Source organism: Autumnicola edwardsiae (assembly GCF_031846505.1).
Classification (GTDB): Bacteria; Bacteroidota; Bacteroidia; order Flavobacteriales; family Flavobacteriaceae; genus Autumnicola; species Autumnicola edwardsiae.
Window position 1 is genome coordinate 1 of the sequence record NZ_JAVRHP010000081.1, and the last position, 14,507, is coordinate 14,507.

The window sequence follows — 14,507 nt, forward strand, 5'->3', positions numbered from 1 at the left end:
TTACTCCATATTATTAATCGAACTCAGGTTCATAAATTCTAATATGGTCATATCTGCACTTCCCTGATTAGTGTTGACCGGTTTTAGATATTAATTTTCATTATCAAAAATAGTAATTACTGGTCGTTCTTCTGGTTTAATTGTTGACCAGTAATTTTTAAATTCATCTGGGTTTCTTTTGTTTAAATTGTCATGGGATCTTTTGTTGTTATAATTATCTACTGCTTTTTTTACTTGTCTTTTTAGTTGATCGAAGTTTTTGGGTTTCCAAGGATCAAGATATTCTTCTTTTATTGTTCTGTTGATCTCTCAGCATAAGCATCGTGATGTGCACTCAAAGCCATACTTATTGTTGTGGTAGCGATTTTAAAAGATCAATGTAAGATTTATAAATATCCTGACTTCCTCTGTCCGAATGATGGATCTTGGGAGCTTTATTGTCTTTTAAGGCCATCCTTATAACCTTTAGAATAGCTGTCCCTCTTATATGATCAGAGACTTTATAGCCAACTATTTTCTTAGTGTAAACATCTATAATAAAAACTGCATAATAAAATTCATCACCTACCCGGTAATAAGTGATGTCGCTTTGCCATACCACCGAAGATGCATTTATCTCTATGCCTTTTATTTTATTTGTATAATAGATCTTACCTGCAATAGTAGTGCGCCTGTAGTTCTTCTTCCTTTTCAGACGGTAACCCAAATGCATAAAAGCCTCTACAAAGTGGTATTTTCCAATAAAATCGGGCTTTAAAGTATAATACAATTTCTTCACCCCACAACCAGGATGATCTTTACGAATATCATCTGCTTCAGATATTAAATCCATCAAACGACGATCAAATAAGGTTTGCCGTCGGGCATATTGATGTACAGCTTTTTTAGTAATCCCGATTGGTTCATAGAATAACTCTCACTATTTCTTTGTTTTCCCTGAGCCAGTTGATTGTGGGGTGCTGTTTTTTTTTTAATGTCCAGCTCAAGTTCTGTCTGGGCCAGCTCAATCATCTTTCAAGATAATTCACCTGTATCTGCTTCCGCCCAAAAGCTGCCTCCAGTTCTTTATTTCTGACTTCCAGCTCCTGCATCTTTTTACTGCTACTGTCTTTCATTTCTATGACTTCAAAACCTTTCTCATTAAAGGTAGAAAATTTATAAATCCCAGTTGTAAATAGATTGATAAAACACCCATGAAGCTTCTCCAATTGGGGAACACTATAGTCGCCCTTTTCAAAATCCGTAACAATCTGCTATTTAAACTCCCCAGAATACTGGCGTTGCTTCCGCAGTAATCTTACATTTGGTTTCATATAAGTTGATTTAGTGGTCCACCTATATCAGGGACGTACATAGTTTTGAAATTGATATCCAAAACTATTGCTAGATAACCCTAAATATTGTCGCACTGGCAAACAACCAATTATTCAATAAATAATTAAAGTTGTTTTAACACAGATTTGTTTTTAAAATTTTAAAATGTAAGTTTGAGAAATCGATTACTACCAATTGTATAATTTTAATTTAAGCGAATATCTTTAATAAGTAATATAATTAAATTATGAAATTTAAATACTTTTTGACTGTAAAAATTGCAGTATCAGCCGTTACTCTTATTTTTTTTATTGGGTGCGCAGGAACATCTTCAAAAGACCCTTGGGTTCCAATGTATGACGGGGAATCTTTAGATGAATGGACAACTATAGGGGGAGACGCTAAATACCGAGCGAAAAATTCCGCTATAGTGGGTACTACCGTCCACGACACCCCAAATACCTTTCTTACAAATGGTAAGAATTATGACGACTTCATCCTCGAATTAGAGTATAAAGTAGATCCCAGTATGAACTCCGGTATTCAAATTAGAAGCAATAGTTTTGATAATTATATGAATGGCAGGGTTCACGGTTACCAGGTGGAAATAGATCCATCAGAAAGGGCTTGGAGCGGCGGGATTTATGATGAAAGCAGGCGGGGTTGGTTATTTCCATTAATAGGGAATGAAGAGGCGCAACAGGCGTTTAAACAAAATGAATGGAACAAGTATAGGATTGAAGCCATAGGAGACACAATCAAAACCTGGGTAAATGGAGTACCGGCTGCCCATCTCATAGATGATAAGACCGATAGTGGTTTTATAGCCCTTCAAGTCCACAGTATTCCGGAGGATGCCACGGAGGGCACAGAAATTATGTGGAGGAACATAAGGATCCTAACTGAAGATCTTGATCAATATAGGAGGGAAACCCCAGTACAGCCTGTAAATACAAAAAATAATTTAACTAGTGCTGAGAAAGAAGCGGGATGGGAAATGCTTTGGGATGGTAAAACCACCAATGGTTGGCGCGGTGCCAGGTTGGATGAATTCCCTGAACAGGGATGGGTTATTGAGGGTGGGGAGCTAATTGTGCTTTCCTCAGGAGGAGCTGAATCTGCTGCTGGAGGTGATATTGTTACAACCGAAGTTTATGGTGATTTCGAAATGCAATTTGATTTTAAATTAACAGAAGGAGCAAATAGTGGGGTGAAATATTATGTTGATACAGATATTAATAAAGGCCCCGGCTCGTCAATAGGTTTGGAATACCAGATCCTGGATGATGAAAACCATCCTGATGCTAAGTTAGGAAACCACGAGGGGAGCAGGACTGTTTCCTCGTTATATGATTTAATCCAGGCCAATCCAAATAAACCCATTAATCCCGTTGGAGAATGGAATTCCGGCCGCATCGTTTCCAAAGATAACCACGTGGAACATTGGCTTAACGGGGTGAAGGTTTTGGAATATGAACGAAAGAGTGACGAGTATCGTCAATTGGTTTCTGAAAGTAAATATGATGAATGGCCTGAATTTGGTGAAAAAGAAAAAGGCCACATCCTTTTGCAGGACCACGGCGACCGTGTAGCATTTAAAAATATTAAGATAAAAACACTATAAAATATGAGTTCAAGAAGAAATTTTATAAAAAAAACTGCTCTGGGGGGTGCCGGTATTGCTGTTGCAAGTTCGACCTTGGGGATGAGTGCGCAAAGTTATCGTCGTATTATAGGTTCTAATGAAAGATTGCATGTCGCTATTGCGGGTCTTGGGCGTAGACTTGGTGCCTTTTATGAACCAATAGCCATGAAAGAATCTAATGTAGAGTTGTTATATTTATGTGATGTCATGGAAAGCCAGCGCACCAGTGCTCTAAAGAATTTTTCAGAACATATAGATTATAAGCCTAAACTGGAGAATGATATCCGTAAGGTTATTGATGATCCAAAGGTAGATGCATTAATAAATGCTACTCCAGATCATTGGCATACACCCGGTTCCATATTGGCTATTAAAGCAGGAAAGCATGTCTATGTTGAAAAACCTTCCGGTCATGATATGAAAGAGAACGAACTGTTGGTGGAAGCAGCCAGGAAATATAAAAAAGTGGTTCAAATGGGTAATCAGCAACGATCCTCAGATCATACAATAGAGATTATAAATGATATTCATAATGGAGCTATAGGCACACCTTATAAAGCGGTTGCTTTTTATACCAATGCTCGTGGGAAAGTGCCTGTTCAGAAAAAGGCTCCGGTTCCACAGGGATTGGACTGGGAACTGTGGCAGGGACCTGCTGTCCGAAGGGAGTATACTGAAGAAACCTGGAATTATAATTGGCACTGGTATGGTTGGAACTACGGAACTGCTGAAGCGGGAAATAATGCAACTCACGAACTGGATGTCGCCCGATGGGCTTTACAGGTAGATTTCCCCCAACATGCGGAGGTCGAAGCTGCGAAACAACATTTTGTTAATGACGGTTGGGAAATGTATGACACTATGGAGGCAACTTTTAAATTCTCTGAAGATAAGATCATTCAATGGGATGGAAAAAGTCGGAATGGTTACGATACCTACGGTGGCGGACGCGGAACAATTATTTACGGTAGCGAAGGAAGTATTTTTGTTGACAGGGAAAAACATATTTTATACGATAGAGATGGAGAAGTTATAAGGGATTTTCGATCTGGTTCTAATGAAGCTGGAACAGCGTTGGGAGGTGGGGGTGATATGACCACTATTCATGTGAAGAATTTTTTTAATACTATAAGAGGTAAAGCAGAACTTAACGCCCCAATTGACGATGCAAATACAAGTATGGCAATGGTTCATTACGCCAATATCGCTTCCCGTATTGGAAGGGGGTTTGATATAGATGAGTCTACCGGACGTATTTATGACAGAGATGCCATGAAATTATGGGGACGCGAATATGCCCCTGGTTGGAAACCGAAATTATAAGGAAATCATGATAAAAGTGGGCCTGATAACATTTTCTTTTAATTTATAACCTCAAAAAGGACTATCTCATAAACTGTGTAAATGAAAATAACAGGGGTCGCGACCCCTGTTATTTTTTTGTCTAATTTTAAAATTTACACAGTATGAAAAAAGCGGATTTATTTAACGGTTGAAGTAGTTCAGAAGCGGAGAAGGACTCAACGGATTTTTAAAGGATCTTTCGGAAATCCGACAACCCCAACACCCGTAATGGCTATGGTCAAAAGAAGGTCCGTACTTCCTTTGAGGAATCGCAGATCCAGGTTCCCTGGGATCGTAGTGCTTCCTTTAATCCCATGATCGTCCCAAAACGTGGGAGTATGGTTGATGGGATCGAAAATGTCATTGTATCGCTCTACGCCAAAGGAATGAGCAATAGTGATATCGAAGAACAGATTAGGGAAGTTTACAATTTTGAAGTCTCTACTTCCACTATCTCCCGGATTACCGAAAAGGTCACTGAGGATATCGTGGCATGGCAAAATCGTCCATTGGAACCCATGTATCTTATTGTTTGAATGGATGGGATCGTATTCAAGGTACGGGACAACTCCAAAGTAATTAATAAGACGGTATATATTGCAGTAGGGCTTCGCAGGGATGGAAAGAAAGAAGTTCTTGGACTTTGGTTGGGCAAGAATGAATCTGCAGCCTTCTGGATGAGTGTCCTTACCGATATGAAATCCAGGGGCACTGAAGATATACTCATTACGGCCACCGATAACCTGAACGGCTTTACCGATACCATCAGGAACGTGTTCCCCTAGTCCAAAACCCAGATATGTGTGGTGCATCAAATACGCAACGCCTGCAGGTATGTGGTATGGAAAGACAAAAAAGCTTTTACAGCAGATATGAAGCACATTTACAATGCACCCCACCAGCAAGCAGCAAAGGCTGCCCTAGATGATTTTGCAGAGAGATGGGAAAGCAAATACTGCTATGCCATAAAGAGTTGGAGGGACAACTGGGAAGGCCCTACCGTATTTTTTGAGTTCCCTCTGGAAATAAGAAAGATCATTTACACTACAAATCTCATTGAAAACCTCAATGGGAAAATCCGGAAGTACACTAAAAATAAATTGTCTTTCCCGACAGATGAAGCAGTGATGAAATCTGTATATTTGGCTGCCAGGGAAGCAACTAAAAAATGGTCTATGCCTATTAGGAACTGGGGCGTCATTTTAAATCAGTTCCTCACGATCTATGAAAAAAGAGTCAGACTCTAAAAAAGTCTAACCCCTGTTATTTAAACTTTACACACTTTGCGGGATAGTGTCAATAAGAATTCGAGAAGAAGGTGCATTTGTAGCCTTACCCACTTTAAGACACAGCTAAAATTAATAAATTTTCATTAATATCATTCGATTCGGGGAAGAATTCTTCCCCGAATCGAGGTTTGTATTCCCTTGGTGATTTATTGCCCAGAGATTGATGTGTATGGTTATTGTTGTAATCTTCCATCCCCTTAATTGATGATGCAAACACAAGAAATCAACAATTTATATAGAGATGACCAAATTTGAGGAGTTAAGAAATAAAGTAGTTGTGGTTGCCGGTGGCGGTGGAGTACTTTGTAATGTAATGGCAGAATCTCTGGCAGCACAGGGGGCTAAGGTAGCAGTATTGGATCTTAAAATGGAAACAGCAGCATCCCTTTCGAAAAAGATTAATGACAGTGGTGGTATCGCCGCGGGTTTTGAGGCTAATGTTCTTGACAAGAAAGCTTGAGAAAGGCATATAAAGCGATCATTGAACAGCTAGGACCTTGTGATATACTCATCAATGAGGCAGGAGGGAATCATCCTAAGGCACTACTTCAAAAACACATTTGCTACAGGAGGATCTAAAAAATGAAGAAGAACTAAAGACTTTCTTTGATCTGGATAAGGATAGTATACAATTCGTGTTCAACCTTAATTTTATTGGCGCGTTGCTTCCTACTCAAATTTTTGCAAGAGATATGATAGGAAGGGCAGGTTGTTCGATCATAAATGTTTCGTCAATGAATGCATTCCGTCCGCTTACAAAAATACCGGGATACAGTGGTGCAAAGGTGGCAGTCAGCAATTTTACACAATGGCTGGCCGTGCATTTTTCTAAAGTTGATATAAAAGTAAAAGCCCTGGCACCAGGATTTTTCCTAACAGAACAAAACAGAACTTTATTGACCAACGATGATGGTGAATTAACGGAGAGGGGGTAATATTATCATAGACCATACACCTATGGGTAAATTTGGGAAACCGAGGATTTGATTGGTACGCTTCTATGGCTTTGTTATTCCTTTTGAAAAGGCCAGGGGCAGAGGAGGCCTATTCTCCGAAACAAAAAAAGGCTGCAGAAGTTGCTTTGCAGAAATTAACAGAAGAAGAAAAAATCTTTTAGTTCATAATATAATTGCAGGTCTTCCGGGAGCGGAAGAAGGTTATACATTAAACCAATTTCAAACGGTGCTAGATGAGTATCGATCGACCGGAGAACAGGAACTCAGGGAAAATCTTTACGCATTCCTGAAGGAAATAATTCCTGTAGCTGAAGAAGCCGGAGTTCTTATGGCTATTCATCCTGATGATCCTCCATTTTCAATCCTAGGGCTTCCAAGGGTAATGAGTACAGAGACTGATGGTGTTACTTGATGCTGTAGATAGTCCAAACAACGGACTCTGTCTCTGTACCGGGTCGTATGGAGTAATTGTCGAAAATGATTTGGCAGGTATGGTTAAAAAACTAGGGTGCCGGATTAATTTTATCCATTTAAGGAGCACAAGGAGAGATGAAGACGGGAATTTTTATGAAGCGGATCATCTAGATGGAGATGTGGATATGTACGCAGTGATGAAAGCTCTAATTCTGGAACAACAAAAAAGAATATCCAATGGTCGGAAGGATTATCGGATGCCTATGCGATCTGATCCGTTCTGCCGCTGCTTTGGCCAATGCTTCAATAATGGGTCCGCCAATAGGGTCGAATATGATATTAAATCCTTTCTTTCCGGTGATTTCCATGGCTTTTTCAACTAAATCTTCATCATCGGTAACAATAACATGATCTGCCCCTGCATCCAGAAGATCCTGCTTCTTTTCCTGCTTCCGGGTGCTGGCAATGGCAATGCCACCTTTGGCTTTAACAATATCTATGGCAGCCAGCCCAACGCTGCTGCTGGCAGCGGTAATAAATACATAATCTCCTTTTTTCAAATGGCCGGTCTCCACCAAACCTCCATATGCTGTTATAAAAGGCATCCAAATTGCCGCGGCTTCTTCAGCAGAAAGGTTTGAGGGATATTTCGCCACCGCGTGTTCCGGCACGATAACATCCTCGCCATACATTCCATATTCCTTCATAGAGAAGGAGGGAATCGTGCTAACTTTGTCTCCTGCTTTAACCGATTTTACATTACTTCCCACAGCTTCCACCACACCACTGGCTTCATAACCTATCTTTGACGGAAAATCGGGTTGTTCAAGATACTGGCCGCTTCGAAAAGCTACTTCTGCACGGTTAAGTCCCAATGCTTCAGTTTTAAGCCTTACCTCATTTTCTTTAGGTTCAGGTAGGGTAACCTCTTCTATTTTGAGCACCTCTGCAGGGCCAGTTTCATGAAATTGTACGATTCGTGTTTTTTTCTCAGTATTACTCATAGCTTTTATTTTTTTGAATCTTAAAGTTCGGGATTAGTGCTTTTTGAAACAAAAAGTTTAGCATAAATAACATAATGTTTGCAAAGGCTTTTACAATGTTAATGGTGTTCTCCAAGTTTACCAGGAACTACTCCTACTTCTAACCTGACTTTTTAGGAGAGGAGAATTCTCTGATTTTAATTAAATACTTTTTATTCATTTTTTTTCAAATCCTTCAGGTGGCACGCCCATCAAATTCTTAATAAAACGAATTCAGCGGTCACATCATGTAAGAACTGTCCTCCCCATAGCAATAGCGTGCATTGGGAAAATCATGAGGTCAAAGTTTTTTTGCGTCAACCACGAGGTATATGTTGCATGGCGGCACATTATCATCAAGTCTGCCATATAAGATCAAGTAAATCCTTCTGAAAGTTTTCCTCATAATTCCGGTTAACCTGAATTTGATCATTTGAGCCTCATCATTTTCCTAATGGAAATAAATTGCGGGAACCGGTAAATCAGGCTCTGCTTAGAATAACTAAAAGTCCGCTTTGGTAACAGGAAATGGATCGTTTTATTCCCAACGAATCAAGCTGTTAGCTGCCGTTGGCAGTTAGACGTGTGGCTATATAAAGTCTTCTCTTAAGATCCTATATGATAATTGAAGCTGTATTTTTTTCAAAAAAATAATTTTTTCAGTATTACCTTATATTTCAATTTATCAAATACGCTTATCTTGCCCTTCAAATAACAGATCAATTATGGCTTCAGGATTTTTTGCACTGCTCGATGATATAGCAACTTTAATGGACGACGTAGCGGTGATGGGAAAAGTCGCCGGTAAGAAAACAGCAGGATTATTAGGGGACGATTTAGCCGTAAATGCAGAGAAAGCATCCGGATTCATGTCATCCAGAGAGTTACCGGTAATTTGGGCTATTACTAAAGGTTCGCTTTTGAATAAGTTGATTATTCTCCCCATGGCATTCCTGCTAAGTGCCTTCGTACCTTCAGCTATTACAATTATTTTAATTATTGGCGGGCTTTATCTTGCCTACGAAGGTGCAGAAAAAATATATGAATTTCTTTTTCCTCATTCCCACAATCAGGAGACTCCTAAGCTTGAGAAACTTTCAAAAGAAGAAGTTTTAAGCAGGGAAAAAGAAAAAATAAAATCGGCCATACTTACCGACTTCATACTTTCGGTGGAAATTGTAATCATTGCTCTTGGTGCCGTTGGAGACGTAGCATTGCTAACAAAAATTATTGTAGTTTCCCTTATTGCCCTGGTAGCAACCGTTGGTGTCTATGGAATCGTAGCACTAATCGTGAGGATGGATGAATTTGGCGCCAAACTTATCGATTTGAACGAAAAAGAAAACAGTGTTTCAGATAAAATAGGCAGATTCCTCATAAATGCACTCCCTAAGGTAATTACAGGTCTTTCAATTATTGGAACTATAGCTTTGCTGCTGGTTTCAGGAGGTATTTTCATGCATAATCTTCATTTTCTGCACAATTTTCTCGAGAGTTGGCCCGGCATCATTGTAGAGTTTTTAATGGGCTTGGTAGTTGGTTTTCTGGTCTTGATGATTATAAAGGTAGTTACCAGGATTTGGAAAAATCTGAAAAAAAAATAAAGGGTTTAAGGCGATAGATACTAGACTTTTAATATCCTTTTCTTTGGTTTTATAATCACAGAAATTTTTCAATAGCGGAAGAAAAAACTATTTATACTTCTATGGTACTTCAAAAAATACCACTTTTTAGGTATTTCGTAAGCACTTATTTTTATCTACATTTCGCATATATTAGAAGAAGTCTTAGGGGTAATTCTTCTTCTTCTTCTTTAATAATAAAGCAGGTAATGTTGGGGGCATTTCCTGCTTTTTTTACTTAAAATCTACTGTTTGTGCTATATATATTAATACCTGGTAAAATAGTAACCCACTAGCTACTAAAAAGCTTCTAATATCTCCTTTAGGAAATTATTAATATCAAATTCCGGCGACTCCGTAAGGCCAAATCGAACCACTACAAGCTCTTTTGAAGGAATTATGAAAATATACTGACCCTGGAAACCATTACAGGAAAACATATCTGTTGGAACGTCTGGATATTTTGCTTCAGCATTTAACCAGAAATGTGCACCATATTCTCCATTTGAACCGTTTGTAGGCTTGGCAGAATATTCTATCCAGGACTTGTTTAAAATCTGTTCTCCGTTCCAGTTTCCTTCATTTAGATAAAGCAACCCGAATTTTGCCCAATCCCGTGCAGTGGCCCAGCCATAGGAGGATCCTATGTAATTTCCTTCTAAATCTGGTTCAATGGTCATGGAGTGCATTCCAATTTTATCAATCAATTCTTTGTACCAAAAATCCAGATATTCCTGATGAGAAGTAAATTGGTCACGAATAAACCGAGATAATAAATTTGTGGTACCCGAAGAATAATTCCAGCTATTGTTCGGTTCGCCAGTTAAAGGTTTGTTTATCTGGACCTTGGGCATATCGCCTTCCATAAATAACATTCTGGTAACATCAGAAATTTTGGTGTAATCTTCTTCCCATTCAAGACCGCTGTTCATCTGCAGTACATTGTTCAGTGTTATTTTGCTGCGTTTATCATTTTCCCATTCCTTAAAAAGATGATCCTGTGCAAGGGAAATCTTCCCTTCTCTTTCGAGCACGCCCAAAACTGCACTGGTAATACTCTTGGTCATGGACCATCCCAGGAATTTTGTTGTTGAAGAAAATCCTGGTGCATACTTTTCTGCAACCAGCTTATTTTTTTGAAGTACAAGTACAGCCCTGGTTTTTTCAATAGCTTTTGCCTTAGATTCCAAAGCGTTTTCCACAGCAAATTCCAGAGCTTTGCGTTTATCAGGGCGAAAATTGGCATTTTCAGGTTCTTTTCTCCCGTAGGGATAAGGTAAGTTTTCCGCTGCAGGTTTACGGTTTGGTAAAGGAAGGTTCGGGACGGCATCAGTTGAATTTTCCGGTAGAAGTACGCTGCCAATTCCCTCTTTGTACACAGCAATACGCTTTTTTAATCCGAAAATGGTGGATGAAACCGACTTAGCTTCAAAATCAATTTTATTTTTAGCGTAAAAAACCGGTAAGAAATTGTTGTCTCCAGATTCTATAGATTCCAGGTCTCTTCCTGCTTCAAATGTGCAGGAACATACGTTTTTAGCTGCAAAACCTGTCAGAATATTTAATTTTGGGAAATTTCGGTAAACGAAATATGCTAAGGAAGGGAAACCAACTAGGAGTCCGTATTTTATCTTTTTGTTCATGAAGTGGTCTCGAATACGCCGTAAAATTAATGATTATCCGGAAGGGTAATACAAAAAATAAGTTAAACGCTGTGGAGTCTTATAGCGGTTTACAGGCTGAAAGTTTAAAAAACCAAAGTTTAATAGAATTCCAGAGAATTTTAATTTTTAAAGACATCTTTTGACATTCACCTGAATTGTCCTTGGAAAAATTTCACCCTCGAATACCAATGCTGAAATACTTGTCATTATTAAAAAATGGAATGCCAGCTTTTTTCGCCTCAGAGTGAGTAGGGTCACGCTAAAGGATTAAGGCTGGCATTCTTTATAACCTGAACTAAGTCGTAGGTTTAGATTAAAAATTACAGAATTTATAATTAAATATCTGTTCCGCGGTTATTTCAAAATTTTAACTGGATAGATAAGAGGGTTTAAAATCCGTTAAATAAACGCTTTTAGGTTTCGAAGAAAAGACAGACTGCTGTTTTACTTTATGATTATTTATAAAAACCTGTTAAAAATCATATAATCAGTTATTTACCCTTTTTTCAATTGCTTATATTTAAAGGAAAGGAATAATTAAATTGAAAACAAGCAATTATGAGTGATAAGAAATCAGATAGAAGGGAGTTTCAGGGAGAGGATGCTAACAGGACTCCGGAATGGAAAAATGCCAACCGTGATGAGCAAAGAAAAGAAGACAGTAAAAGGTATGATAAATTTGAAAATGACAAGAAAAAACAGCAGAAGAAAGATTGAGTTTTTTTGAAGTAATCTGAAGGGGGCTGCTTAAAAATGAAAGATTCGTGATACTGAAATTTTCAGTAGGACGAAAATTGCCATTTTTGAACAGCCTCTTTTTTATGCTCTAATCTTTCCAGGGCCAATTAATAAATTGGAATTCAAGAGTACATTATCTCAACTCAGGTTCCACAACTCTTAAAGAAGGTTCAAATCCTGCTCTTTCAGCAGAATTTGAACCTTCTTTAACCTGGTGTTAACTGATTTTATTCCTGAAAATCAATAATTTCAGGTTTCACAATGTAAAAATCTTTTTATTATGCCATTAAAAGCTTTATTTCTGAATTGTACACTTAAAAAATCACCTGAAACTTCAAATACCGAAGCGTTTATTAAAAATGCTGAAAAAATCTTCAGGGAACTAGACGTGGAAACCGAAATTGTAAGGGTAGTAGACCATAATGTGAACTTTGGAGTAACATCTGATGAAGGAGAAGGGGATGCGTGGCCTGCCATTCTAAAAAAGGTAAAAAATGCGGATATGCTCATCCTGGCATCGCCAATATGGCGTGGTGATCGTGGCTCTGTGGCTAAAATGGTCGCTGAACGTTTTGATGGCATAATGTCTGAAGGGAATGACGAAAATGGCCAATATCCTACCTACAACAAAGTAGCCGGCGTAATGATAGACGGAAATGAAGATGGGGCCAAAAAAGCAATTTCCAGTATGTTGTTCGACCTTTCTGAACATGGGTTCAGTATCCCCGTAAATGCTTTCTCTTACTATGTAGGTGAAGCTGGTCCCGGGCCTTCTTATATAGAAGCTGAAGGCGATAAGCACGAATTTACCAACAATATGATACTTTTAATGGTTCACAACATGGTGCACCTGGCAAAGACCTTGAAAGAAAATCCGTACCCCACGCAGGTTAATAAACTTGAGGAAAGAGCTAAAAAAATGAGTAAGTAAAAGGATATTATTGCACATTCTGTTCTTTAATTTGCATTCATGACTAATCTGAAAAATTTTATCAGGGAAATACCAGATTTTCCGAAAAAGGGAATTTCTTATAAGGATATTACTCCGCTCCTGCAGGATCCAAAAGCGATGGATTTTGCCGTAGACCTTTTCATTCAGAAACTTAATAACCAGCCTATTGATATCGTCGTGGGAATAGAATCCCGCGGATTCTTTTTTGCAGCTCTGCTCGCTCAAAAGCTAAACGCCGGTTTTGTACCCGTAAGAAAAAAAGGAAAATTACCGGCGGAGACACTTAGCGAGAAATATGATCTGGAATATGGAATTGATGTGCTGGAAATCCATAAGGATGCGATTTCAAAGGGTGAAAATGTTCTTGTTCATGATGACGTGCTGGCTACAGGGGGAACGGCCCGGGCGGCCTGCAGTTTGGTGGAAAGGTTGGGCGGTAATGTGGTGCAGTGTAATTTTCTTGTAGAATTAAGTTTTTTGAACGGAAGGCAGCAGCTTTCCCGCTTTCCTGTAGCGTCGCTTGTTGAGTATTAAGAAGGTGAAGAATTACTTTAGTGTCACAAAGAGATTGACAGACTGAGGAAATAAACCTAATCTAATGAATTTTTTGTCACCCAAAGTTTCCATCCGATAATTGCCTTTTGCACTTTACTGGCCTTTTGCAGGTCCAGTTGTTGTCTTGAATAACTGGGGAAAATCTTCTTGTTAAATTTTGCGAGGGCTTTGAAAAAAAATTTCTTCATGATATCAGATCCTTTACTCAAAGATATTAAATAAAAGGCGTTTTGGCTTAAGCCTGAAAACGCGGGAATATAATCCGTCATAAACCAATTTGAAAAGCTGGTGTAATCGGTGAGGAAAACAACAGACTTACAAAGCTTTTGATCTTTACCAACAGAAAGACCAACCCTTTGCACTGCATCGGCCAGGGCAGTTCCGTAACGGGAAAAATATATCTGCAATCAAAAGTCCGATCTCCCAACCCTTAGACAAGATCGAACATAAATTGTATCTTTACGATAAGAAAAACGAGATAGTTATGGCAACGATAGATCTGAGAAACACTGTCAAAGAGTATATAAACACGGCAGATGTAAGGCTTTTAAAAATGATAAAGGCTTTAGCGGAAACTTATCAAAATGACGAGCAGGAACTTACCTTAAGTGAAGAACAATATCAAATGCTTGATAAGCGCAGGGAAGCACACTTAAAAGGCGAAAGCAAATCCCTTACCTGGGAACAAGTCAAACAAAACGCAAGAAATGCCAGCTAATAATGGCATATATTCTAGTGGTCAAAAATGAAGCTAATTTAGAAATTATTGAAGCTTATCTCTATTACGAAGAAAAGCGTATCGGACTGGGCGAAGAATTTTTAGAGCATTTAGACGGTTATTTTGATAGGATAACAGCAAACCCAGAACACTTCCCCCAGAAACGAAAGCCTTACCATGAAATATTTATAAAACGTTTTCCTTTTTTGGTTATTTATGAAATAGAAAATGGAAATGTAGTTGTGTACTCTGTATTCAACACCTGGCAAAATCC

Annotated in this window: 16 protein-coding genes and 2 pseudogenes; 13 read left to right on the forward strand and 5 right to left on the reverse strand. The window is 38.6% G+C overall.

Annotated elements, in window-relative coordinates; genetic code table 11:
* Nucleotides 1-90 precede the first annotated feature (90 nt).
* Genes RM529_RS18150 through RM529_RS13105 form a run of 3 tightly spaced genes read right to left on the reverse strand, consistent with a single transcriptional unit; the run spans nt 91 to nt 1,011 of the window.
* Complete coding sequence (locus tag RM529_RS18150; RefSeq protein WP_432264536.1) at nt 91-306, reverse strand: integrase core domain-containing protein; 216 nt, start codon at nt 304-306, stop codon at nt 91-93.
* Nucleotides 307-346: 40 nt separating this feature from the next.
* Nucleotides 347-832 (reverse strand): DDE-type integrase/transposase/recombinase, encoded by a 486-nt coding sequence (locus tag RM529_RS13100; protein WP_311485231.1) that lies wholly within the window; start codon nt 830-832, stop codon nt 347-349.
* Nucleotides 832-1,011, reverse strand: a complete 180-nt coding sequence (locus RM529_RS13105; RefSeq protein WP_311485232.1) for a hypothetical protein — start codon at nt 1,009-1,011, stop codon at nt 832-834. Before RM529_RS13105 ends, RM529_RS13100 begins: the two co-directional genes overlap by 1 nt.
* Before the next feature lie 550 nt (nt 1,012-1,561).
* Between RM529_RS13105 and RM529_RS13110 the strand changes: the two genes are divergently transcribed.
* From RM529_RS13110 to RM529_RS18250, 7 genes and pseudogenes are all read left to right on the forward strand, one after another.
* A complete protein-coding gene (locus tag RM529_RS13110; RefSeq protein ID WP_311485233.1) occupies nt 1,562-2,938 on the forward strand; it encodes a 3-keto-disaccharide hydrolase in 1,377 nt (458 codons plus the stop codon).
* A gap of 3 nt (nt 2,939-2,941) precedes the next feature.
* Nucleotides 2,942-4,282, forward strand: coding sequence for a Gfo/Idh/MocA family protein (locus tag RM529_RS13115; protein ID WP_311485234.1), 1,341 nt, complete (start codon nt 2,942-2,944; stop codon nt 4,280-4,282).
* A 221-nt stretch (nt 4,283-4,503) separates the two neighbouring features.
* Nucleotides 4,504-5,550 (forward strand): annotated as a pseudogene (locus RM529_RS13120) (IS256 family transposase); the annotation flags it as partial.
* 283 nt (nt 5,551-5,833) lie between these two features.
* Nucleotides 5,834-6,052 (forward strand): SDR family oxidoreductase, encoded by a 219-nt coding sequence (locus RM529_RS13125; RefSeq protein WP_311485235.1) that lies wholly within the window; start codon nt 5,834-5,836, stop codon nt 6,050-6,052.
* A gap of 100 nt (nt 6,053-6,152) precedes the next feature.
* Entirely contained in the window at nt 6,153-6,527 is a 375-nt protein-coding gene (locus RM529_RS13130) for an SDR family NAD(P)-dependent oxidoreductase (protein WP_311485236.1), read from the forward strand.
* A 52-nt stretch (nt 6,528-6,579) separates the two neighbouring features.
* Entirely contained in the window at nt 6,580-6,960 is a 381-nt protein-coding gene (locus RM529_RS18245) for a mannonate dehydratase (protein ID WP_489752735.1), read from the forward strand.
* Nucleotides 6,947-7,345 carry a mannonate dehydratase gene (locus RM529_RS18250; protein WP_489752736.1) on the forward strand — a complete coding sequence of 133 codons (399 nt, stop codon included), beginning with the start codon at nt 6,947-6,949 and terminating at the stop codon, nt 7,343-7,345. The genes RM529_RS18245 and RM529_RS18250 overlap by 14 nt, the downstream gene beginning before the upstream one ends.
* Here RM529_RS18250 and RM529_RS13140 read toward each other — a convergent pair.
* Nucleotides 7,256-7,966, reverse strand: a pseudogene (locus RM529_RS13140) (zinc-dependent alcohol dehydrogenase family protein); the annotation flags it as partial. The gene RM529_RS18250 and the pseudogene RM529_RS13140 sit on opposite strands and share 90 nt — an antisense overlap.
* Before the next feature lie 743 nt (nt 7,967-8,709).
* On the opposite strand from RM529_RS13140, the gene RM529_RS13145 reads away from it, so the two are divergent.
* A complete protein-coding gene (locus RM529_RS13145; RefSeq protein ID WP_311485238.1) occupies nt 8,710-9,588 on the forward strand; it encodes a DUF808 domain-containing protein in 879 nt (292 codons plus the stop codon).
* A gap of 317 nt (nt 9,589-9,905) precedes the next feature.
* Here the strand turns inward: RM529_RS13145 and RM529_RS13150 are convergent, their stop codons facing one another.
* Nucleotides 9,906-11,249: a serine hydrolase domain-containing protein gene (locus RM529_RS13150; protein WP_311485239.1), complete on the reverse strand. Its 1,344-nt coding sequence runs from the start codon at nt 11,247-11,249 to the stop codon at nt 9,906-9,908.
* A 579-nt stretch (nt 11,250-11,828) separates the two neighbouring features.
* Between RM529_RS13150 and RM529_RS13155 the strand changes: the two genes are divergently transcribed.
* The 5 genes from RM529_RS13155 to RM529_RS13180 all read left to right on the forward strand — a co-directional run.
* The gene (locus tag RM529_RS13155) at nt 11,829-11,987 is read left to right on the forward strand and encodes a hypothetical protein (RefSeq protein WP_311485240.1); all 159 of its coding nucleotides are present in this window, start codon (nt 11,829-11,831) and stop codon (nt 11,985-11,987) included.
* Nucleotides 11,988-12,288: 301 nt separating this feature from the next.
* Nucleotides 12,289-12,939 carry a flavodoxin family protein gene (locus tag RM529_RS13160; protein WP_311485241.1) on the forward strand — a complete coding sequence of 217 codons (651 nt, stop codon included), beginning with the start codon at nt 12,289-12,291 and terminating at the stop codon, nt 12,937-12,939.
* Between the two features lie 39 nt (nt 12,940-12,978).
* Complete coding sequence (locus RM529_RS13165) at nt 12,979-13,494, forward strand: adenine phosphoribosyltransferase (RefSeq protein ID WP_311485242.1); 516 nt, start codon at nt 12,979-12,981, stop codon at nt 13,492-13,494.
* A 505-nt stretch (nt 13,495-13,999) separates the two neighbouring features.
* Nucleotides 14,000-14,233 (forward strand): addiction module protein, encoded by a 234-nt coding sequence (locus RM529_RS13175; protein ID WP_311485243.1) that lies wholly within the window; start codon nt 14,000-14,002, stop codon nt 14,231-14,233.
* 2 nt (nt 14,234-14,235) lie between these two features.
* Nucleotides 14,236-14,507, forward strand: a 272-nt coding sequence (locus RM529_RS13180) for a type II toxin-antitoxin system RelE/ParE family toxin (protein WP_311485244.1), incomplete at its 3' end; no start/stop codon positions are given.